A 20,744-nucleotide genomic window follows, 5' to 3' on the forward strand; every position below is an offset into this window, starting at 1 on the left:
AAAATACCACAAAGATTAAACAGTATCCGGATATTGTTTCGCCCAAGCAATTGTTCGTTCCAACCCTTCTGCAAATGATACACGAGGTTCATATCCAAGCTGTTCTTTCGCTTTCGAAATATCAGCCCACGTCGATGTCACATCTCCTTTACGATGCCCTTCTCTCCTTACACGCATTAATGGGAAATGTTTTTCTAACTGCGTAAGCAATTCTGTCATTAAAATTGGTGCATTCGACCCTAGATTGTATACATCACTTCTATTCGACTCTAACGTAAGAGCAATTCCTTCTGTAATATCATCAATATATGTGTAATCTCGGCCTGTTCCTTTTCCATATACAATAATTTCTTCTCCATTCAGCAATTTTCGGGTAAAGCTTGCTATTGCCATATCAGGACGCCCCCACGGACCATATACAGTAAAGAAACGTAAAATATTCATTTGAAATCCATACATATATCGATAAGCATGGCAAAGTGATTCTGCTCCGTATTTTGATGCTGCATAAGGAGATAAGACACGGCCGTTCGCCATTTCCTCCTTCAAAGGCATTCCCATTTGCTCTCCATACACAGAAGAAGAGGATGCTACGATAACATGTTTTACATTTTCTTCTCCTGCACATGTTAATACGTTGCTTGTCCCTTTTATATTAATATCAACATAAGCACCTGGCATTTCAAGTGACGGCCTCACACCAGGAAATCCAGCTAAATGAATAACTGCATCAATCTTCTCTTGCTGCATAACAGCTTTCACATCTTCCTTGTGCAAAATATCGCACTCATAAAATAGAACATTTCCACAGCGCTGGACTTGCTCAAGCTGGAACTGTTTTCTTGATTTTGCGTAGTAGGAGTGGAAATTATCGAGTAGTACAACTTGCTTTCCCTGTGCTAACAGTTTCAAAGCAAGGTGGCTTCCAATAAAACCTGCTCCTCCAGTAATTAATACTTTCATTCGTTTCACTACCCTCTATCACATCATGTAAAAGAAGAAACCTTGTCAAGACAAGGTTTCTTCAAAAAAGACATACGTATCAGCAGACTATTTCGCTGTTTCAACAGCTTTATTTAAGGCAGACTCAAGTTGTGGTAACAATTTATCAGCATCTTCTTTCTTCTTCGCTTTTACTGCTTCTAAATAAGACTGTGCTGTTTTTGTTAACTCTACTGTTTCCTGTTCACCAAGTACTGTTTTTAAATCATTTTCGATAATATTAATGAACAATGCACCCTCTAATGCTGTAACCGGACCTTTGTCTTTTCCAAAGTTTTCTTGGCTTTCTTTATACTCACCTAATGCAACTTTTGCGAATCCACGTACAAATGCTTGATTTACTGCTTTTGCATCAACTGTTTTCACATCTGTTTTTAAATCAAATTGCTTTAAGATAAAGTCCGCATCTTCAGGAGCTGCTTTTTTCATATATGGGTAGATGGCTTGATAAAATGCCCATCCTTCTGCTTGCTCAACCTTTGCATTTTTCTCATCTTTCTTTGCTTCTTCTACCATTTTTGTAGCATAACCGTTTGGCAGAGCACCTGTTGCAAAATAGAATGTTTTCATTAACGTTTTATCTACAACTTGTTTACCAAGCGCAAATGCAAGTTTGTCACCTTTGTCAATGGCTGCTTGCATTTCATCAAAGCCGCCTTTAATTTGAGAAGCCATTTGTGTACCGTATGCTGTATCACGCTTTCCAACTGTACCTTCTACACCTTTATAAAAAGCTAGAGCTTCATCCATCTCTTTTTTCACAACATCTTTTTTGCCCCAGTTTGTATCAATTTCTTTAAATTCATGGCGCATCGATTGGAAAAACTCTTTTTGCATTAATTTATCAAATAGTTGCTTTACAACCATAGGTTCCATTTCTTTCTTTTTCCCAGCTTCTAGTGCAGCTGTAATTGTTTGGTCGATTTGTTCATTAAATTCACCATCACGCTTTTGAACAAGAGATTGTAATTTATCTTTATATAACTTTGTTACTTTATCAAAGTCAACCTCTTTACCATCTTTCGCTTTTTCAAGTTCAGCTACTCCATCTTTGTAAGCTTGTACAAAATCTACTTCTTGTTGTTTTGTTTCTTCTTTTTTAGCGGATTGTTCTGTCTTTTTATCTTGTGCTTCAGATTTTTTTGGTTCCTCTTTCGCACAACCTGCAAAAAGAAGAGATGCTACTGCTGCTGCAGATAATACTTTTAACTTTAATGTCATGGATTGCTTCCCCCTACGCCCTCAAGTGATAGTGATTTTCATTATTATCAAATTGATTATAAAAGCGCTTACGATAAGTGTCAACAAAAAAATCATATTCGTTGTCATATTATTAGCAGGTAATTTCAACCAATAAAAAAAAGCCCAGCATTTATGCTGGACTTTTGAATTAGAAGTGTTTAGAAACTAATTCTACTAACGCTTCTTTTGGTTTGTATCCTAACGCTTGGTCAACCACTTTACCATCTTTTAACACGAAAAGAGATGGAATGCTCATTACTTCAAAACTACGAGCAGTTTCTTGGTTTTCATCAACGTCTACTTTTACTACTTTTACTTTTCCGCCTAATTCTGCATCGATTTCCTCTAATACAGGAGCGATCATTTTACAAGGCCCACACCATGGTGCCCAGAAATCTAATAATACAATACCTTCGCTTGTTTCAGCTGCGAAGTTTTGGTCAGTTGCGTTTACAATTGCCATTTTGTTTCCTCCTTCAAGTATATTCTACCAAAAGTATATCATTAAGTTATATACGTGGCGAATATTATGTATCGTTATGTATTGTAACAAAAAAATGTACCTTTATACTATACAAAAAATCTATGGTATATGCTAAAAAACGAGAGGCAGGGGACCTCTCGTTTTTCTATATATAGGGGTATTTCACTTGGAACCCAAGGGTCACTCAAATTAAGAATGTACTTTTAACTTTTTAAACTCTTCTGTTAATAAAGGAACCACTTCAAATAAGTCGCCAACAATACCATAATCAGCTACTTTGAAAATACTTGCTTCTGGATCTTTATTAATTGCAACGATTACTTTTGAGTTAGACATACCAGCTAAATGCTGAATTGCGCCAGAAATACCGCATGCAATATATAAGTCTGGCGTAACAACTTTACCTGTTTGTCCAATTTGTAATGAGTAATCGCAATACTCTGCGTCACAAGCACCACGTGATGCACCAACAGCACCACCTAATACATCTGCTAATTCTTTTAACGGTTTAAAACCGTCTTCACTTTTCACTCCGCGTCCACCAGCAATAATAACTTTCGCTTCTGAAAGATCTACACCTTCTGCTGTTTTACGCACAACATCTTGAATGATTGTACGTAAATCTTTTACATCAACTGTAATAGAAGATACATCACCTGTACGCGCTTCATCTTTTTCAAGTGGCGTAATGTTATTTGGACGAATTGTCGCAAATAGAATACCATCTGTTACAACCTTCTTCTCAAACGCTTTACCAGAATAAATTGGGCGTGTGAAGACAACATTTCCACCTGCAACTTCTAATGCAGTTACATCAGAAACAAGGCCAGCTTCAAGCTTAGCAGCTAACTTTGGTGATAAATCTTTACCGAGTGCTGTATGTCCAAAGACAATACCTTCTGGCTTCTCTTCACCATACACAGCTAAAAATGCTTGTGCATAACCATCGGATGTATATGATTTTAATTTATCATTTTCAACTGTCACAACGCGATCTGCACCGTAATGAATCAATTCATTTGCAAAAGATGCAACGCTCTCTCCAACTAGAAGGCCAACCACTTCACCGCCTTCTGCGATTGTTTTCGCTGCTGCTACTGCTTCAAAAGAAACGTTACGTAGTGATCCGTCACGAACTTCACCCATTACTAATACTTTACGAGCCATAGATTTTCCCTCCTGCATATATAATTTCGTATTTTATTAGATTACTTTCGCTTCTGTATGGAGCAACGATACAAGTTCTTTTACTTGATCTTGCAGCTCGCCTTGTAACACTTTTCCTGCATCTTTCTTAGGAGGTAAATAGATTTCGATTGTTTTTGTTTTTGCTTCCACATCATCTTCCTCTAAATCTAAATCATCTAATTCTAGTTCTTCAAGCGGTTTTTTCTTCGCTTTCATAATACCTGGAAGCGATGGATAACGCGGTTCATTTAAACCTTGTTGCGCTGTTGCTAAAAGTGGTAGTGATGTTTCAATCACTTCAGTATCACCTTCGACATCGCGCTCAATTTTCACGCTTGTGCCATTAATTTCAAGCTTCGTAATTGTTGTTACATATGGAATATTTAGCGCTTCCGCTACGCGTGGTCCAACTTGTCCAGACGCACCATCAATCGCTACGTTTCCACCTAAAATTAAATCTACTTCTTTATCTTTTAAATATTCAGCAAGCACTTTCGCTGTTGTAAATTGGTCACCATTCTCAACATCATCTTCAATATTGATTAATACCGCTTTATCACAGCCCATCGCTAGCGCAGTGCGAAGTTCTTTTTCACTATCTTCTCCGCCAACTGTTACAACCGTAATTTCACCGCCTTGTGCATCTCTTACTTGAATTGCTTCTTCAATCGCATATTCATCGTAAGGGTTGATGATGAATTCCGCTTCGCCATCATAAATTGCACCGTTTTTAATTACGATTTTTTCTTCTGTATCAAATGTTCGTTTCATGAGTACGTAGATGTTCATTCCATTTACCCCCTTGTTTTTCAGAAAGATTCTATCAATTTTAATATTCTGGTAATTTATATTAAAAAAATAATTTGAACTACCTACCACTAAATGAAGGTTTGCGTTTTTCTAAAAATGCCGCTACACCTTCTCTTCCATCTTCACCCGTAAACACTTCACCAAATATTCGTGCCTCACGCTGTACACCTTCATAATAATGAGATGATTTTGTTGTTTGTAATAGCTCTAACACAGCACGAGTTGTCGCTGGGCTTTTGCCAGCAATTTGTTTTGCGATTTTGAGAGTCTCTTCTAAAAGTGTTTCTTCTGAGAACACGCCGTTAACAAGTCCCCATTCTAATGCCTGTGCACCTGTAATTGGTGTACTTGTTAGCATCATTTCACAAGCCTTCGCTTTACCAACATAGCGTGGCAAACGCTGTGTACCTGCAAAGCCAGGAATAAGTCCAAGCGTTAGCTCTGGTAAACCAAGCTTTGCACTTTCAGTTGCAAAGCGCATGTGGCAAGACATAGCGAATTCAAGGCCACCGCCAAGTGCCGCTCCATGAATTGCCGCAATGATTGGTTTTGAGCACTTTTCGACACGCTCAAACGTAACTTGTCCAAGCTGTGCCAACTCTGTTGCCTGTTTCGCTTCCTCAACAGAAGTAAACTCTTTAATATCTGCTCCTGCTGAAAAGAAGCGGCCTTCACCATGAAGAACAACAACGCGGATATTTTCATCCTTTTCGACTTGATCAATTAGCTCAGTAACGTCATGCATAACTTGTGAAGACATCGCATTAGCTGGCGGATGATTTAACGTTGCCACCGCAATATGGTCTTCTACTGTTACAGATAGGAATTTCAACATGATCCCTCCCATTATTGACGATAACCACAAGCTGAAATAAGCAGCCCATGTACCGTTTTTGAAAGTGCGACCAAATCATATTTATGATCGCTCATTACCCAATTGGTCACAACTTCATCTACTGTTCCGAAGATCATTTGTCTTGCTACGCGAACATTTAAATCCGCTTGGAATTCTCCTTGTCTTATACCTGTTTCCAAAATCTCATCGATAACTTGTAAGTATCCTTTTAATACTTCATTTATTTTGAGGCGTAACTCTTGGTTGGATTGACGAAGCTCTAGTTGCGTGACAATAGCAAGAGGATCATTTTGTGACAACAGCAAGAAGTGCGTTTCTACCAACATAAATAACTTCGCTACAGCGCTTTCAATTCCTGCTGTTTTTTGGCGAATTTTTTCTATAAATTCTCCCATCTTCTCTTGGAATAAGGATATTAATATATCTTCTTTATTTTTAAAATATAAATAAATAGTTCCATCAGCAACACCAGCTTGCTTTGCAATTTTAGAAACTTGCGCTTGATGGTATCCATTTTCTGCAATTACAATAACCGCTGCATCAATAATTTGGTTATATTTTGGTCGATTTTTTTTCACTTTACTGTCCCCTTCAAGAAGATGACTGAATGAGTAGTCATTCATATTTCATATAATACTGACTATTTAAAAAAATGTCAATCCTATATCCTATATTTTCAAAAAGAAAGGGCCCTTAGCCCGTCTTCTCATCCTCTTTCTTCTTCTGTTCTTCATCTATAAGGACACGTCGTAAAATCTTCCCTACTGTTGTTTTTGGTAACTCGCTCCGAAACTCATATACTTTTGGGACTTTATAAGCAGCCAAATATTTACGAGCAAATTGATCTAACTCTTCTTCAGAACAAACTTCTCCTTCTTTTAGCACAACAAAAGCTTTCACAGTCTCCCCGCGATACGGATCTGGAACACCAATCGTAACCACTTCCTGCACTTTTTCATGCTCATATAATACTTCTTCCACTTCGCGCGGATAAACATTGAATCCGCTGGCAACAATCATGTCTTTCTTGCGATCTTTCACATAGAAAAAACCATCTTCATCCATATACCCAATATCACCTGTGTGTAACCACCCGTCCTGTAATACCGCTGCTGTTTCCTCAGGCTTATTCCAGTATCCTTTCATCACTTGCGGGCCCTTCACTACAATTTCACCAATCTCACCGGGTGGCAAATATTCTCCTGTTTCAAGTGACATAATGCGTGCATCTGTATCTGGCCACGGAACACCAATACTTCCCGGCACACGTTTTTCCCATAAAAAATTGCCGTGTGTAACTGGAGATGATTCTGTGAGTCCATATCCTTCTACCAGCTTACCGCCTGTAATCTTTTCAAATTTCTCTTGTACCTCTACTGGAAGTGGGGCAGAGCCACTAATACAAGCCCGAATCGAAGAAATATCATATTCCCGAAGTAGAGGACTATTTAAAAGGGCAATATAAATTGTTGGAGCTCCTGGAAATAGTGTAACTTTATGTTTTTTAATCGCTTCAAACACCATTTTCATATCAAACTTCGGAATCAATACCATTTTATACCCTTGCATAATAGCCAAATTCATTACAGCAGTCATTCCATACACATGAAAAAATGGAAGAACACCGAGAATGACTTCCTCTCCCTCTGTACAGTTATATAGCCAATGCACACCCATTAGTGTATTCGATACAAGGTTTTTGTGTGTTAACATAACTCCTTTCGGAAAACCTGTCGTACCTCCAGTATATTGTAAGAGTGCTAAATCATTTTCAGGATCACACGGCACTTCTACCATTTCATCACTTTCTTTTTCTACCGATTTCCAAACATGAATCGTATCACTTTCCGTTACTGTTACAACCAGGTTGCTTTGCTTCTTTTGTACAACTGGATAGAGTAAATTTTTTGGAAATGGCAAAAAGTCAGCAATGCGGGTTACAATAACGTGCTCCACCTTTGTAGCAGATTGAACATTGGTGACTTTCGGAAAAACTAGGTCAACACAAAGAATAACTTTCGCCCCGGAATCATGGAGCTGATATTCTAACTCCCTCTCTGTATAAAGGGGATTTGTTTGTACCACTATACCACCTACAAGTAACGTACCATAATATCCAATCACAGCTTGCGGACAATTTGGTAACATAATCGCAACTCGGTCACCTTTTTTCACACCAAGCCTTTTAAGGTAATTTGCAAATTGTCTCACCTTACGCTCTAACACTGCAAATGTAATATCTTTCCCTAAAAAATGAAGCGCTTTCTTTTCTGGGTACCGAGAAGACATCTGCTGTAAATATACATGGAGCGGCTGCATATCATTAGAAATTGTATGCGGAATTTCCTTTGGATAATTTTGTAACCAAGGTTTCTCCATTCCCATTCCTCCTTCCTGTTCTTACACAAATAAAATGAATGTCCATTCATGATGATTATTTTCATTATATTATAGCCATAATCGTGTTACAATCATAATATTCTGACTCTTGTGTAACTATTCATTTATAACCTCATATATGTACTAGCCCTCCTACAAGATCTTTTGCATCTATTCTAATTGTATAGGAGGAGCCAAGATGTACATTCTAATATTTATTACATACAACTTTTTTCTCTTTCGGCTTATATCTTTTGTCTTGATTTTATAGTTCCTTCTTTTTCATTTAAAATCTCCGCAATTTCCTTTGTTTTGAATTTATTCACATAGTAGAGTACAATCACGAGTCGATACTCTAAACTTAAATGACTAAGCATATTTTCAAATTCTAGCTTTTGTTCCATATTTTCTTTTACTGCGTGCCCACTACCCACTTCTCCGTAATCTTCCACATATAAAACTTTATTTTTCTGTACCATATCGTTACACTTATTAATTAATATTTTCGTAATCCACGTTTTAAAATATGCTGGTTCTTTTACACTCAATACTTTAAATTCCCCCGTTTTGGATGCTTTCATCTTATGTTAACAATATAACTAATTCGTGAAAGGAAAAACCTCCTCCTTTCACGAATTTACCATATGAATGTAACCATAGGAGGGATAGCATGTATCAAACAATTGAAGGCTTTCTAAAAACGTGGAAATACGAGGCTGATTCTACGCAAAAGGTATTGGATGCATTAACAGATGAATCGTTGACCCAAGAGATTGCACCTGGTCATTGGACTTTAGGTAGAGTTGCTTGGCATATCGTCACTGCGATTCCTGTGATGCTATCAGGGACAGGCTTGCAATTTGAGGGCGAAACAAAAGATTATCCTGTTCCAACTTCCGCGAAGATGATTGCGGAAGGTTACCGTAAAGTAAATACGGATTTTGTGGAAGCACTTCAAACACAGTGGACTGATAAAGATTTAGCAACAATCAATGACTTCTTTGGACGCCCAATGCCGAATTCTATATTTTTAATGACTCTCATTAACCATCAAAACCATCACCGCGGTCAAATGACTGTTTTAATGCGCCAAGCTGGATTAAAGGTTCCAGGTATTTATGGGCCAGCTAAGGAAGAGTGGACAGCTGCTGGGATGGAAGCTCCGAAAATGTAATGACATAAAAAAGACAAGGTGATTCAGCACCTTGTCTTTTTTATGTAACTTGTTTCATGTGAAACTTTACAGCGCATCTTCATTCTCAATATTTCGAATTCCATAATAAGCAATCATAATGCCAATAGCCGCAAGGGCTAATTGAAGTGGAAAAAAGGTTGCTAATGAGAACTCTGGCTGACTTTGACATGCAATCATCACAACAATTAAGGAAGAAACAATCGTCGTTGGAACAGAATATTTACGCATACCAAAATACAATGGAATTAACCCTGCTCCTGCGGCTGCAATGGAAAAAGGAATCACTTTTATACCTTCTTGAATCAACTCATCTATCGTTATTGTATTCGGAATAACTAAAATATAGCTATTTACTGTAAAGAAGACACCTACTATAAAAATGTTAGATAATAAGATTGTTATGAATGTTAGTATTGCGGTAATTAATAACTTACTTGCAATGATTTTTTTTCGATTAATCGGATACGAAAACATGAGCAATATTGTTTTATTTTTATATTCTTCAATTACTAATTTCGCAATTAATACTCCTGCAAAGACAATAAACGTCCCTCTTACCATTGCACTCGCCATTAAAAGAATACCTTGAGGGTTTCCTAATTCTACATCCCCTTCAATTTGTGACACATAGCTTACAAAAAACAACATCGCAACCATCACTATATTTGCGATAATCGCACCTTTTATATACCAGCCGAGCTTACTTTTCTTTATTTCTAGCTTTATTAGTTGCAGCATGTTATTTCCCTCCCTAGTTCATATGTTTTATTAAATAAATCCTCCTGCTCGATTTTATTGTTTATTCACTGGTAATACTTTACGATAACTTCTAGATAGAAAATTCAAATAAATACGGAGATACTTCCAACTAAAATAGGCGATACTTCCCACGATTCCACCTATGCCCAGAGCCAAAACCATGCTCCACTCCTGAGGGATTGATAAACCAGGGCCAATATCCATTTGTACCCATGTAGCTCCAAGGGAACGAATAATACCTGCAATAAATATAAGTACAGTGCAAAAACCGAAACCGTACGCAATCGTTGCCAAAACTGGAACAACAATAACGCTTAATAGTCCCGTCGTACAGTAAAAAAACAGCATAGCAAATACGTCACTGACGGAACGAGTTGGTTTTTTCTGCATGATATATTCACCTCTTCTGATTATTATTTGATATATATAGTACCTTTCTTTCCAAAACTGAATCCTCCCGCAAAACCTTCCTTTCGCTCTTTCTGATTCACTACAATTTTCTTTCCATCCTTCTTCATTGTTACAGGATCATTCTTCTTATCTTCCTGTTTTCCCTCAACTGCGATTGTTACTTTGCTTGATTCCGCACTTTTGAACGCAACATCCCAATTTTCGTTATTTATTTCTATTTCTTCTACACTATCTACTGCAAAAAAATTTTCTTTTTCAAAACTCTTTGTCCCTACTTCCTTGAGACTAAAAACTACTCCTGCAACTACAATTATTAAAATAGACGCTAATATCGTTTTCTTCATGTTTTATTCCCCAGTTCATTTTAAGCCCACATCTCATTCAAGATTGTATTTTTATTTAAGCCACATCTATTTTATCCACTTTATGATAAGAAAGGTAGCCAATTGCAAGACCTAATAGACAGAGCACAATCGGTACTATAATGAAGTCAAACAAACTAAGCTGTCCTCCCCCATTAGAAACAGTGGAGTTAATCAATAATCCTATTAATATAGACGAGGTAATCGTTGTAGGAGTTGATTTTTTTCTCATGCCAAAATATAAAGGAATGAGACTTACTCCAGCCATCATAAATGCGCTAATAAAAGTAGCTGGAACTGTAGCAATGATTTCACCTACACTAACAGGTGTTTCAAAGAATCCTATTATTGGATTTAAGAAGAAAATTAACATATTGATGATAAAAGTAGCAATGATTATGCTGCAAAAACAAAATCCAAAAACAATTGCTAACTTCGCTTGCATGAGTTTTTTTCGTTGTAACGGATAGGTAAACAATAATTGCATCGTTTTACTTTTGTATTCATCAATTACTAAACGTGATAAAATGACAGCTGAAAAAATCATAAATGTTGTTCTAATAAAAATATTTGTTAAAGACATAAATCCTGCATAATCTAGAAACATTTGCTCACTCTCAGCTCTAGAACCCCATGCCATAAGACCGACAGCAACGAAAATTGCTACAATGCAAATTGCTACTCCTTTAAAATAACGAGATAAGCGATGTTTTTTCCATTCTAGTTTCATAAGTTTAAGCATGTTGTTCTCCTCTAATCATTAGATTTTAAAAATATGTTTCTAATGGGTTATACTTTTTCGTTTCTATCTTCTATTTCCTATTCTTTAAACTCGCCTATTTAAACAAATCTACCTGTTCAATCTTTCTTATTGCCATATAGGCAATCAACAAACCAATACAAGCTAATATAATGGGAATAGCAACAAAATCGAACAATGTACTTTCAGTCCCCCTACCTGAATTTAACATAGCTACAATCACTATCGCTGATACAAACGTTGTACGCACAGAATATTTTCTCATTCCAAAGTATATTGGGATTAAACTAATTCCCGTTGCTGCTAATGCATTCATGAATAGCTTTAATGCATTTTGGAGTAAGATTGATACGGTTAATGTTCCTGTAATAATTGGCTTATACAAATTGAATACATAAACAACGCTAAAAATGATAATAGCTGAAATCACAATAAAGCAAAGAGTAAAACAAATGATAATAAACATTTTTGCAAACATCATCTTTTTACGATTGATTGGATACATAAACATCACTGTCATCGTCTTTTCTTGAAACTCTTGAATAATAAATCTCGCAATTAGACTTGCTCCGAAAATCATAAACACTCCTCGTGAAAACGTGTCAATTATTGCAAACGTTTGATTATATCCATATACTCCTGCTTCATCCCATAATATCAACGAAATACATATAGAAAGAATACAAATTGCGATGAGTGCGCCTCTAATAACCGGCCACAACTTAAATTTCATAAGCTCAAGTCTCATTAAATTAAGCATGGATCCCCTCTCCATTCACGAGATTCAAGAAATATTCTTCTAATGAACTATGCTTTTTGTTTATACTTTCAATTTCTACGTCATTCATGATGAGCGCTTTAGAAATCGCTTGTTGCGTCTCTGTCATTTCGTACACGCGAATGATATTCTCACTCAGAATTTTGTAATTTGTTATACGTAGTTTGTTTTCTAAAACATACGCTGCTCGTTTTACATCTTGAACGTGAATTTCAATATACTCCGTTTGCTTACCATTAATACTGTTCATTGAAACTTCTTTTATCAATTTCCCATTTTGAATAACCCCTATTGTATCTGCCATTTGCTCCATTTCACCTAAAATATGACTAGATACTAATAAAGTAATTCCATATTCTTTACAAAGCATTTTAAATAGATCACGCAATTCTCTAATCCCAATTGGATCTAAACCATTAATTGGTTCATCTAAAATTAATAGCTCTGGCTTTGTCAGAATCGCTCTGGCAATTCCTAACCTTTGTTTCATCCCTAATGAAAAATCTTTTACCTTTTTATTCTCCACGTTATGTAAATTGACAAGGTCTAATGCATGCTGGATCCCCTTCTTGTCGTAGTAACCCATATATTCGCAATGAAGATATAAATTTTCCTTAGCTGTTAACTTGTCATAAAAAATAGGGTATTCAATAATTGTTCCCATACGTTTTAACACATCATAAGATGTATCTGTTAATTTCTCACCGAAAATTTCAATATCCCCACTCGTTGGTTTTATTAAATTTGTAATCATCTTCATAATCGTTGTTTTACCAGCACCGTTTGGCCCTAAAAAACCGTAGATCTCCCCTTTTTTCACATGCATATTAACCCCAGAAATTACTTCTTTCCCCTCAAATACTTTTGTTAACTGATTTGTTTTTAATACATAGGACATATCATTTTCCCCTTTCGCTTCCACTTCATACTTCCCCCGCATTAACGGGCAGTAAGATTCCCCTAACTCGAAGGAAGATAAAACTGCCCGTAAATGCCCGATTGGTTCAACTAACCATCAGTGGGGGATAAAGCCTCCCCACTAATGGAAGTTTCACTTTATATCATAGACAATGAAAATCTCTTTTTTCTTACCCATTCCTTACAAATTCCTTACGTTCAAAAAAAAGCTTGTAGAATACTCTTTTCTACAAGCTAAAACTCTATTTTTTTCAGTACAATTGTAAATACCGTTTTCTTATATGGCGTACTAGAAAGATGAATTTCTCCTCCTAACGCTTCCACAAGTCGTTTTGTAATCGTAAGCCCAAGACCGCTGCCTTGATACAATCGGTTCCTTGAATCTTCTAACGTATACATGCGTTCAAATACTTTATCAATATGCGATTCATCAATTCCTTTACCACGGTCCCACACATCAACATACACGCACTTATCATCATCTCTTAATGTAATACCAAGTGTTTTCCCATCATATCCATACGCAATTGCATTGGATATTAAATTATTCAACACCCTACCCAATACTTCTGTATTTCCAAGTGCATATACATTTTTCTCCGGTATATCAATATGCACCTCAAATCCTTTGGTCGTTACTAAATCATAAAACGTTAAAATCTTTTCTCGGCATACTTCATTCATATTCACCTTTGTCATTTCGACTGCTTTATCTCCAGATTCTAATTTCGCCAAATCAAAAAATTTATGAATAAGTTCCATTACTTCCAAAGTTTTCAAATGTACCTTTTCTAGCAATACTTGTCGTTCTTCTTTACTTATCGTTTTATCCACATTTAACATTTCTGTATACCCAAGAATAACAGTGAGCGGTGTTTTTAAGTCATGTGAAATGTTAGAAAGCATCTTTCTCATCGAAATTTCAACCTTCGCATGATCAGCATTCGTTTTTTGTTTCGCATCTAATAAATGATTAATTGCTACTAATAATTTTTGCAGTTCTTTATCATCCGTCACAACTAATAATTTCTCACCTGTTTGCTGCTTTACAATATCCTGTAACTTTTCATATGTATAGCGTACATTTGCACTTTTACTTTTCTGTATTCTATATTGAAAATAAATAACACCTAATAATATGAAGATAACGATCGTTAAAATAGAGATCATACTACATCACTTCCAACTTATAGCCAATGCCCCATAATGTTTTAATATATTCTGGATTAGAAGGATCATCTTCAATCTTTTCACGCAACCGTCTCATGTGAACATTAATCACGTTATCATCACCATAATATTCTTCATTCCAAATCAGGTTATAGATTTGTGCTTTTGTAAATACACGATTTTGATTCTTCACAAATAGTTTTAAAATCTCAAATTCTTTCAAAGTCAGTTTTAGCTGTTTTTCTTTTTTTTGCACAGTGAAATTAATCAGATCAATTTTTAAATCACCAATCTCAATCGTTTCTTCTTTCTGCTCCGTGGCTGAATACTTTGTAGATCTTCGAATGCTTGCCTTTACCCGAGCTGCCAGTTCAATCATAGAAAATGGTTTACAGATGTAGTCATCTGCTCCAAGTCCTAAACCGACCGCCTTATCCACATCCGTATCTTTTGCGGACATCATTAAAATCGGCACAGCACTTTTTTCGCGAATGATTCTCACAACTTCTAATCCGTCTAGCTTTGGCATCATGATATCGAGAATGATTAAATCAAATGAGCCTTTTAGAAATGTGAGAACTCCTTCTTCTCCATCAGATGCAATTGTTATTTGAAAGTCCTCTTTAGTTAAATATTTCTCGACCATTTCTTGAATAGAGCTATCATCTTCCACTAACAAAATACGATGTGACATGCTTCTACCCCCTTTTTTACAAACATTAACAATTTAATTGTAACTGAAGTCAATAAAGGTGAAAAGAATTATATGAAAATTCAATCCGACTTCATTTCTTTTCATAACAATGTTATGATGGAACTCACAACTATTGTTTACAATTAACCTAATATAAAGGAGTTTTACCATGTCAGAAAATAAAAAAGTAAGCTTAGCTGATTTAATGCGCGAACAACTTGCAAAGAAAAAGCAAGGAAATGGAAACGGAGCAAATACTGCAAATCAAAGTCAAGCAACGAAAAAACTACAAAACCAACAAACGAAGAAAACGAACAACCAACGTAGACGTACAGGTGTGTAAATGAACGGGCAAAAACGAGCTAACATTTCACCAGGTCTTGAAGTTGATATTGTGTTAAAACAAGATCAACGCACTGGAAAGCTAACACGAGGGATTGTAAAGGATATTTTAACAAACTCACCATCTCACCCACACGGCATTAAAGTGCGCTTACAAGACGGACAAGTTGGCAGAGTGCAGCATATTGTTCAATAGAAAAAGGAGCTCATTTTGAAATTGAGCTCCTTTTCTTATATCGTTTTTTATCTGTAAGTCGATATCCTTTGTCAAAATGCTGATATGTTTTAATTATCCTTTAATTTTTTCAATAAAAACAACCTTTAAATAGTCGCCTTCTTTAAATTGGTCAATCGTACGGAAATCTTCTGGCAAAGAATGTTCTTCTAATATTTTATATTTGCCATTCATTTCTTTGAACGCTGTATCAATAAAGCCTTTAAATTTTTTCATATCAAATGTACTGCAGTTTGTAGAAGCAACGATAATACCGTTGTTTTCTGTAATGGAGATTGTTTCTTTTAATAGATTTTTATAGTCTTTTGCTGCACTAAATGTATATTTTTTAGATCGTGCAAAGCTTGGTGGATCTAGTACAACCATATCAAATTTCATTTGTTTTTTCGCCGCGTATTTAAAATAATGGAATACATCTTCTACGATAATATCTTGCGCTTCGTAGTCAATACCGTTCACGCTAAATTGTTCAATTGTTTTACTTAAACTACGATTCGCAAGATCAACACTTGTTGTTTTTGTCGCTCCGCCAAGTGCTGCGAATACAGAAAAAGCACCTGTGTAAGAGAACATATTTAACACTGTTTTCCCCTTTGCGTACGTGTCACGAATTTGTTTTCGAACGTTACGCTGATCTAAGAATACGCCAACCATCGCACCATCATTTAAATACACGGCAAAGTTTACACCGTTCTCTTTCACGATGATTGGGAACTCGCCGCGCTCTCCAGCAACAAAATCATCGTCTTCCATATACTTTCCTTTTGTATCAAAACGCTTCTTCTGGTAGATTCCTTTAAAGTTTGCTACTTTTTGAAGAGCCCCAATGATTTCATCTTTAAAAGAATAAATCCCTTCACTATACCAGCTAATTACATAATAGCCATCGTAATAATCGATGATTAAACCACCAAGGCCATCACCTTCACCATTTACAGTGCGGAATGCAGTCGTGTCATTCGATTTGTAAAAACCTTTTCTCTTATGTAACGCTGATTTGATTTTTCTTTCAAAGAAAGCTTGGTCAATGTGCTCCTGCTCTTTTCTTGTTAAAATCCAGCCATATCCTTTATTTTGCTTTCCGTAATATCCTTTACCAAGAAATTGGTTCTTCTCATCAACAATTTTGATGATTGCCCCCTCTTCACGTATATCATTTAAGTTTTGAATTGCATCTTTTAAAATAAGTGGATAGCCACTTTTAATTTCTTTTATAAATTTCGGTTTTATCTTTACAGTTACTTCTGATCGCATGTAATGTCTTCCTTTCCATTTGAATGCTTTCTATTCTATAGGAAGCATTTAAAAAACGAGACTGAAAAAACAGCCTCGTTTCACTATACCATATTATTGCTTTGCGAGTACAACCAGCTCGTTGCCTAGAACGACTGTTATATATTTATCCCGCTATTTGCGGGCAGTAAGACTCCCATCTCAAAATTCGGCAAAAGCAAAGAAGTTAGGTGGGAGATCAACTGCCCGTAAAAGCCCGATTGGTGAGGGCCAATAATCAGTGGAGGATGAAGAAAATCCCCACTGATTAAAGTTTCACTTTATACGATGTAAAAGATGAGACTCTTATCTAAAGATCAGTCTTAGAGCACTGTCCAACGGAAAAACCCTGTACATAAACAAGAATAAACAAAAACTTTCATTTCTCTCAAAAACCAAATAATAGATTTTTAATATTGTGGTTTTTCACGAAACCATAATGTAGCAATCCATTTTTCTCCTTCATGTACCGCACAACCTTCATGCAATGAAAGGGGATGTGGTTCATTTGTCCCTCTTTTACAATTTTCAAAAACTAATAATTTCCCTTCGCTTGGAGTAACTGTAAGATTCAGAGAGGGAAAAAAAGTTTCTCCACCTGCATTAACTGTATTCAAATAAAGAATAGCTGTATAAAGTCGTTGTCCCCCTTGTTCAACTCGGTTCCTCCCATCTTCGTGCCAGGTACCATAACAATCAATATGAGCATCAAATTTCCCCCCAACTTCATATCTCGCTGCTTGTAATGGCTCAGCGTGATTAAGCGGCAAGGGCATAGCAGTAGCAATAAGTTCAGATACTTGACTAACAAGTCCATGTGAATAGTGTGGAAGCCAAGTGAAATCTGATTTCCGTTCCCCTGTATGTCCATAGGCTTGTGCGGGTTGGATGTGCTTTTTAGATAGTTCGATTAACTCTTGGCATTCTGCTGGTGTAATTATTTGTTCATACTGGGCTACAAAAGGCTCATCATGGAGAACAATTGGCTTTTTATTCATAAGGTATATTCCTCCTCAAACTTTATTGAACGACGATATTATATTATGTGGGTGAAACTGAATAGGTGTTACAAACAAGGATTAATAAAATGACAGTCTTTTTTAGCTTGAAAACTCCTTCATCAATGAACAATAGATTTAGATAAAGTGAAACTTTAATCAGTGGGGATTTTCTTCATCCTCCACTGATTATTGGCCCTCACCAATCGGGCTTTTACAGGCAGTAATGCGGGGTACATTTCCCAACATCTCACTTTCTATATATATAAGCTTTTCTACAAAAAAAAGAGACTTTCTTTCAAAGAAAGCCTCTTTACCTTATTTCCCTACAACAACTTCTCGCTTCTGAAAAGCCGAAACAACATACCCAACAAACATACCGATCATTCCTGGAATTAACCATCCAATCCCTACACTATAAAACGGAACTTTTTCTAAAATCGGCGCTAATGCTGCAATTTGAATGTGTGCATTATTTAATCCATCGAAAAAGCTAATAACAAATGCTCCTATAATACCACCCACATACATTGCCAACGGGATACGAAGGTAATTTTCAATTAGCGATAATATGATTAATACGATTCCAATTGGATAGATTGCTATTAAGATTGGTAATGCTAATGCATTTAATTGTGTTAAACCTAGGTTTGCTACCATAAATGCTAACACGCAGAAGATAAAAACAACTTTTTGATAAGACAGCTTTGGTAGTAGTGCTGAGAAAAACTCTCCACAAGCTGCGACAATCCCAACAGAAGTTGTTAAACATGCAGCCGCAATTGCTATCCCAAGTAGTAGTGTGCCGTAATTTCCAAATAAATGATGAACAACGTTTGTTAAAATCACACCGCCGTTTTCTCCCATTCCAAGCGATACACTAGAAGCCCCAAGGTAAGCGAGTGCTAAGTAAACGATAAGTAAGCCAAGTGCTGCAATAATTCCTGCAAAGATTGTTACTTTCGCAATACTTTTCTTATTTGTAATCCCTTTTCCTTTTAGAGCATTGATAACCACATTTCCGAAAACAAGTGCTGCTAATCCGTCTAATGTTAAATATCCATCAATAAATCCTTTAAACAGTGGATCTTTGTATGTTTCTGTCGGTGCACCGAACTCTCCAATTGGTGTAATAAGTGCTTTAATAACAATAATTGCAATGACAGCTAATAAAATTGGTGTTAATACTTTTCCGATGCGCCCTACTAATTTTGAAGGGTTTAATGCTAAATAGAAAGTAACTGCAAAGAAAATGAATGTAAAGATAACAAGTGGATATGCTTGGCTCGCTACTGAACTTGATAAAAATGGAGAGACTCCCATCTCATAAGCAACCGTTCCTGTACGCGGAACGCTGACAAATACACCTAAACATAAATAAATCGCAACTGTAAAAACAAGTGCAAATAACGGATGCACGCGACCTGCTAATTCATTGATATCTCCTTTTAAAGCAATGACAATAACCCCTAGTAAAGGAAGTCCTACCCCTGTAATGATAAAACCAAACAACGCAATCCATACATCTGTTCCAGCACCTTGTCCTAACGCTGGTGGGAAAATCATATTACCTGCGCCGAAGAATAGTGCAAATAACATTAAACTTATTGCAAACATCTCAGATAACTTTAAAGATGATTTCATTTTCATTTACCTCCTAAAAATCAATAAATAGACAAAATATTCAGAAATAAAAAACCCGTTACATTTCCTCTTTCAATCCTACTTCCCCTATAAAAGAACGCAAAAAACACCCGTCCCTAACAAAGGGACGAGTGTTGAAATCGTGGTTCCACCCTTATTCTAATAAAATGAATGTATAACGAAATAAACTCATTTTATAGCTCGTGTAAATTGATAACGGTTTTATCCGTCAAGAATTACAATGCATCATGCCGTTCACTCTTGAAGTTTAGAGGTGGTAAGTGTATCTTTTCGTATTAGGAAGCTCACAGCCTAAGGCTCCCCTCTCTGAGAATCGTAAAAAATAACTCGTGTCCTCATCATTACTTTTATAAAATATATTGTCGAATATTGTTGTTTTTTATTATATGGGCTATTTTTAAAAAAATCAATAGTTTTATTTTTTTAAAAATAAACACAGAAAAACAACTATAACTGCTTCAATAATTCCTGTAACTCTTGCACTGTGACATTCCGCCACTCTCCATCCTCTAATCCATCAAGCTTAATATTCATAATTCGTATGCGCTTCAGTTTTGTTACTGTATATCCAAAAGCACGGCTCATTCGACGAATTTGTCTGTTCATTCCTTGCGTTAAAATAATTCGAAATGTAGAACTATTTACTCGTGTCACTTTACACTGCTTCGTTATTCCATCTTTAATCTTCACGCCACGGGACATTCCGTCAATAAACCAATCTGTAAATGGCTTATCGACCGTTACAATATATTCTTTTTCATGCTCATGATCTCCGTGTAAAATTTGATTGGCAATCCTTCCATCATTCGTTAACAAAATCAATCCTTCCGACGCTTTATCTAAGCGGCCAACTGGAAAGATTCTTTCGGGATGATTGATATACTCGATGATATTCCCGTCAATATGATCCGCAGCTGTGCAAGTAATGCCAACTGGTTTATGGAAGGCAATGTAGATTTTTTCTTTGTCCTCTTTTTCAATCGTTTTGCCATCAATCGTTACAATATCATTCTCCGTAACAATCGTACCGTGCGTACACACTTCACCGTTAATTGCCACGAGGTCCGCTTTAATAAGGCGGTCTGTTTCTCGCCTTGAGCAGGATAATGCTTCGCTTATAAATTGGTTAATTTTCATGTCATATTCCTTTTTTCTTATAGATTATCCGAAAAGAAAAAGCATCAATCTCAGGCGGTATACTGATGCCGAGATTGACGCTCCCTT

At 36.2% G+C, this 20,744-nt stretch carries 24 protein-coding genes and 1 other annotated feature; of the genes, 3 read left to right on the forward strand and 21 right to left on the reverse strand.

Translation table 11 applies throughout. The features are described from left to right. Positions 1-15 precede the first annotated feature (15 nt). The 9 genes from ORL93_RS13930 to ORL93_RS13970 all read right to left on the reverse strand — a co-directional run bounded on the left by ORL93_RS13930 (position 16) and on the right by ORL93_RS13970 (position 8,509). Positions 16-963, reverse strand: coding sequence for an SDR family NAD(P)-dependent oxidoreductase (locus ORL93_RS13930; protein WP_265959192.1), 948 nt, complete (start codon positions 961-963; stop codon positions 16-18). An 87-nt stretch (positions 964-1,050) separates the two neighbouring features. Further along, the gene (locus ORL93_RS13935) at positions 1,051-2,223 is read right to left on the reverse strand and encodes a hypothetical protein (protein ID WP_097795366.1); all 1,173 of its coding nucleotides are present in this window, start codon (positions 2,221-2,223) and stop codon (positions 1,051-1,053) included. A gap of 169 nt (positions 2,224-2,392) precedes the next feature. After that, positions 2,393-2,707, reverse strand: a complete 315-nt coding sequence (trxA, locus tag ORL93_RS13940; protein WP_097795365.1) for a thioredoxin — start codon at positions 2,705-2,707, stop codon at positions 2,393-2,395. Positions 2,708-2,917: 210 nt separating this feature from the next. Beyond that, a complete protein-coding gene (gene etfA, locus ORL93_RS13945) occupies positions 2,918-3,895 on the reverse strand; it encodes an electron transfer flavoprotein subunit alpha (RefSeq protein WP_097795364.1) in 978 nt (325 codons plus the stop codon). Between the two features lie 36 nt (positions 3,896-3,931). Beyond that, positions 3,932-4,705 carry an electron transfer flavoprotein subunit beta gene (gene etfB, locus ORL93_RS13950; RefSeq protein WP_018764423.1) on the reverse strand — a complete coding sequence of 258 codons (774 nt, stop codon included), beginning with the start codon at positions 4,703-4,705 and terminating at the stop codon, positions 3,932-3,934. A 79-nt stretch (positions 4,706-4,784) separates the two neighbouring features. Beyond that, positions 4,785-5,561, reverse strand: a complete 777-nt coding sequence (locus ORL93_RS13955) for an enoyl-CoA hydratase (RefSeq protein WP_097795363.1) — start codon at positions 5,559-5,561, stop codon at positions 4,785-4,787. Positions 5,562-5,572: 11 nt separating this feature from the next. After that, entirely contained in the window at positions 5,573-6,160 is a 588-nt protein-coding gene (locus ORL93_RS13960; RefSeq protein ID WP_018764425.1) for a fatty acid metabolism transcriptional regulator FadR, read from the reverse strand. Positions 6,161-6,275: 115 nt separating this feature from the next. After that, positions 6,276-7,961 carry a long-chain-fatty-acid--CoA ligase gene (locus ORL93_RS13965; protein ID WP_141556354.1) on the reverse strand — a complete coding sequence of 562 codons (1,686 nt, stop codon included), beginning with the start codon at positions 7,959-7,961 and terminating at the stop codon, positions 6,276-6,278. 245 nt (positions 7,962-8,206) lie between these two features. Continuing rightward, complete coding sequence (locus ORL93_RS13970; RefSeq protein WP_224795977.1) at positions 8,207-8,509, reverse strand: RNA polymerase sigma factor; 303 nt, start codon at positions 8,507-8,509, stop codon at positions 8,207-8,209. Between the two features lie 122 nt (positions 8,510-8,631). Between ORL93_RS13970 and ORL93_RS13975 the strand changes: the two genes are divergently transcribed. Continuing rightward, entirely contained in the window at positions 8,632-9,135 is a 504-nt protein-coding gene (locus ORL93_RS13975) for a DinB family protein (RefSeq protein WP_097795360.1), read from the forward strand. 66 nt (positions 9,136-9,201) lie between these two features. Here the strand turns inward: ORL93_RS13975 and ORL93_RS13980 are convergent, their stop codons facing one another. From ORL93_RS13980 to ORL93_RS14015, 8 genes are all read right to left on the reverse strand, one after another. Beyond that, positions 9,202-9,894, reverse strand: a complete 693-nt coding sequence (locus ORL93_RS13980; protein WP_265959144.1) for an ABC transporter permease — start codon at positions 9,892-9,894, stop codon at positions 9,202-9,204. A 54-nt stretch (positions 9,895-9,948) separates the two neighbouring features. Beyond that, positions 9,949-10,305, reverse strand: a complete 357-nt coding sequence (locus ORL93_RS13985) for a hypothetical protein (protein ID WP_078211640.1) — start codon at positions 10,303-10,305, stop codon at positions 9,949-9,951. Between the two features lie 23 nt (positions 10,306-10,328). Continuing rightward, complete coding sequence (locus tag ORL93_RS13990) at positions 10,329-10,670, reverse strand: DUF4097 family beta strand repeat-containing protein (protein WP_265959145.1); 342 nt, start codon at positions 10,668-10,670, stop codon at positions 10,329-10,331. A gap of 55 nt (positions 10,671-10,725) precedes the next feature. Further along, a complete protein-coding gene (locus ORL93_RS13995; protein ID WP_033797318.1) occupies positions 10,726-11,430 on the reverse strand; it encodes an ABC transporter permease in 705 nt (234 codons plus the stop codon). Positions 11,431-11,524: 94 nt separating this feature from the next. After that, positions 11,525-12,208, reverse strand: coding sequence for an ABC transporter permease (locus ORL93_RS14000; protein WP_098160688.1), 684 nt, complete (start codon positions 12,206-12,208; stop codon positions 11,525-11,527). Beyond that, positions 12,201-13,124 carry an ABC transporter ATP-binding protein gene (locus ORL93_RS14005; RefSeq protein ID WP_026008453.1) on the reverse strand — a complete coding sequence of 308 codons (924 nt, stop codon included), beginning with the start codon at positions 13,122-13,124 and terminating at the stop codon, positions 12,201-12,203. Before ORL93_RS14005 ends, ORL93_RS14000 begins: the two co-directional genes overlap by 8 nt. A 254-nt stretch (positions 13,125-13,378) precedes the next feature. Beyond that, positions 13,379-14,314: a sensor histidine kinase gene (locus tag ORL93_RS14010; RefSeq protein WP_097795356.1), complete on the reverse strand. Its 936-nt coding sequence runs from the start codon at positions 14,312-14,314 to the stop codon at positions 13,379-13,381. A 1-nt stretch (position 14,315) separates the two neighbouring features. Beyond that, positions 14,316-15,008 carry a response regulator transcription factor gene (locus tag ORL93_RS14015; RefSeq protein WP_097795355.1) on the reverse strand — a complete coding sequence of 231 codons (693 nt, stop codon included), beginning with the start codon at positions 15,006-15,008 and terminating at the stop codon, positions 14,316-14,318. Positions 15,009-15,177: 169 nt separating this feature from the next. On the opposite strand from ORL93_RS14015, the gene ORL93_RS14020 reads away from it, so the two are divergent. Further along, positions 15,178-15,351, forward strand: coding sequence for a hypothetical protein (locus ORL93_RS14020; RefSeq protein WP_006096212.1), 174 nt, complete (start codon positions 15,178-15,180; stop codon positions 15,349-15,351). Next, the gene (locus ORL93_RS14025; RefSeq protein ID WP_035431676.1) at positions 15,352-15,546 is read left to right on the forward strand and encodes a YwbE family protein; all 195 of its coding nucleotides are present in this window, start codon (positions 15,352-15,354) and stop codon (positions 15,544-15,546) included. Positions 15,547-15,639: 93 nt separating this feature from the next. Here ORL93_RS14025 and ORL93_RS14030 read toward each other — a convergent pair whose 3' ends face one another. The 4 genes from ORL93_RS14030 to ORL93_RS14045 form a co-directional block, all read right to left on the reverse strand. Then, on the reverse strand, positions 15,640-16,839 hold the full coding sequence (locus ORL93_RS14030; protein ID WP_265959146.1) for a class I SAM-dependent rRNA methyltransferase: 1,200 nt from the start codon (positions 16,837-16,839) through the stop codon (positions 15,640-15,642). Between the two features lie 428 nt (positions 16,840-17,267). Then, positions 17,268-17,855: a prolyl hydroxylase family protein gene (locus tag ORL93_RS14035; protein ID WP_006096209.1), complete on the reverse strand. Its 588-nt coding sequence runs from the start codon at positions 17,853-17,855 to the stop codon at positions 17,268-17,270. A gap of 318 nt (positions 17,856-18,173) precedes the next feature. Then, complete coding sequence (brnQ6, locus tag ORL93_RS14040) at positions 18,174-19,499, reverse strand: branched-chain amino acid transport system II carrier protein BrnQ6 (protein ID WP_098018560.1); 1,326 nt, start codon at positions 19,497-19,499, stop codon at positions 18,174-18,176. 120 nt (positions 19,500-19,619) lie between these two features. Then, positions 19,620-19,871, reverse strand: a binding site (T-box leader). A gap of 96 nt (positions 19,872-19,967) precedes the next feature. Further along, on the reverse strand, positions 19,968-20,657 hold the full coding sequence (locus ORL93_RS14045) for a 23S rRNA pseudouridine(2604) synthase RluF (protein ID WP_098018561.1): 690 nt from the start codon (positions 20,655-20,657) through the stop codon (positions 19,968-19,970). Between the last annotated feature and the right edge of the window lie 87 nt (positions 20,658-20,744).

Origin of the sequence: Bacillus sp. DHT2 (genome assembly GCF_026241455.1) — a bacterium.
GTDB lineage: Bacteria > Bacillota > Bacilli > Bacillales > Bacillaceae_G > Bacillus_A > Bacillus_A pseudomycoides.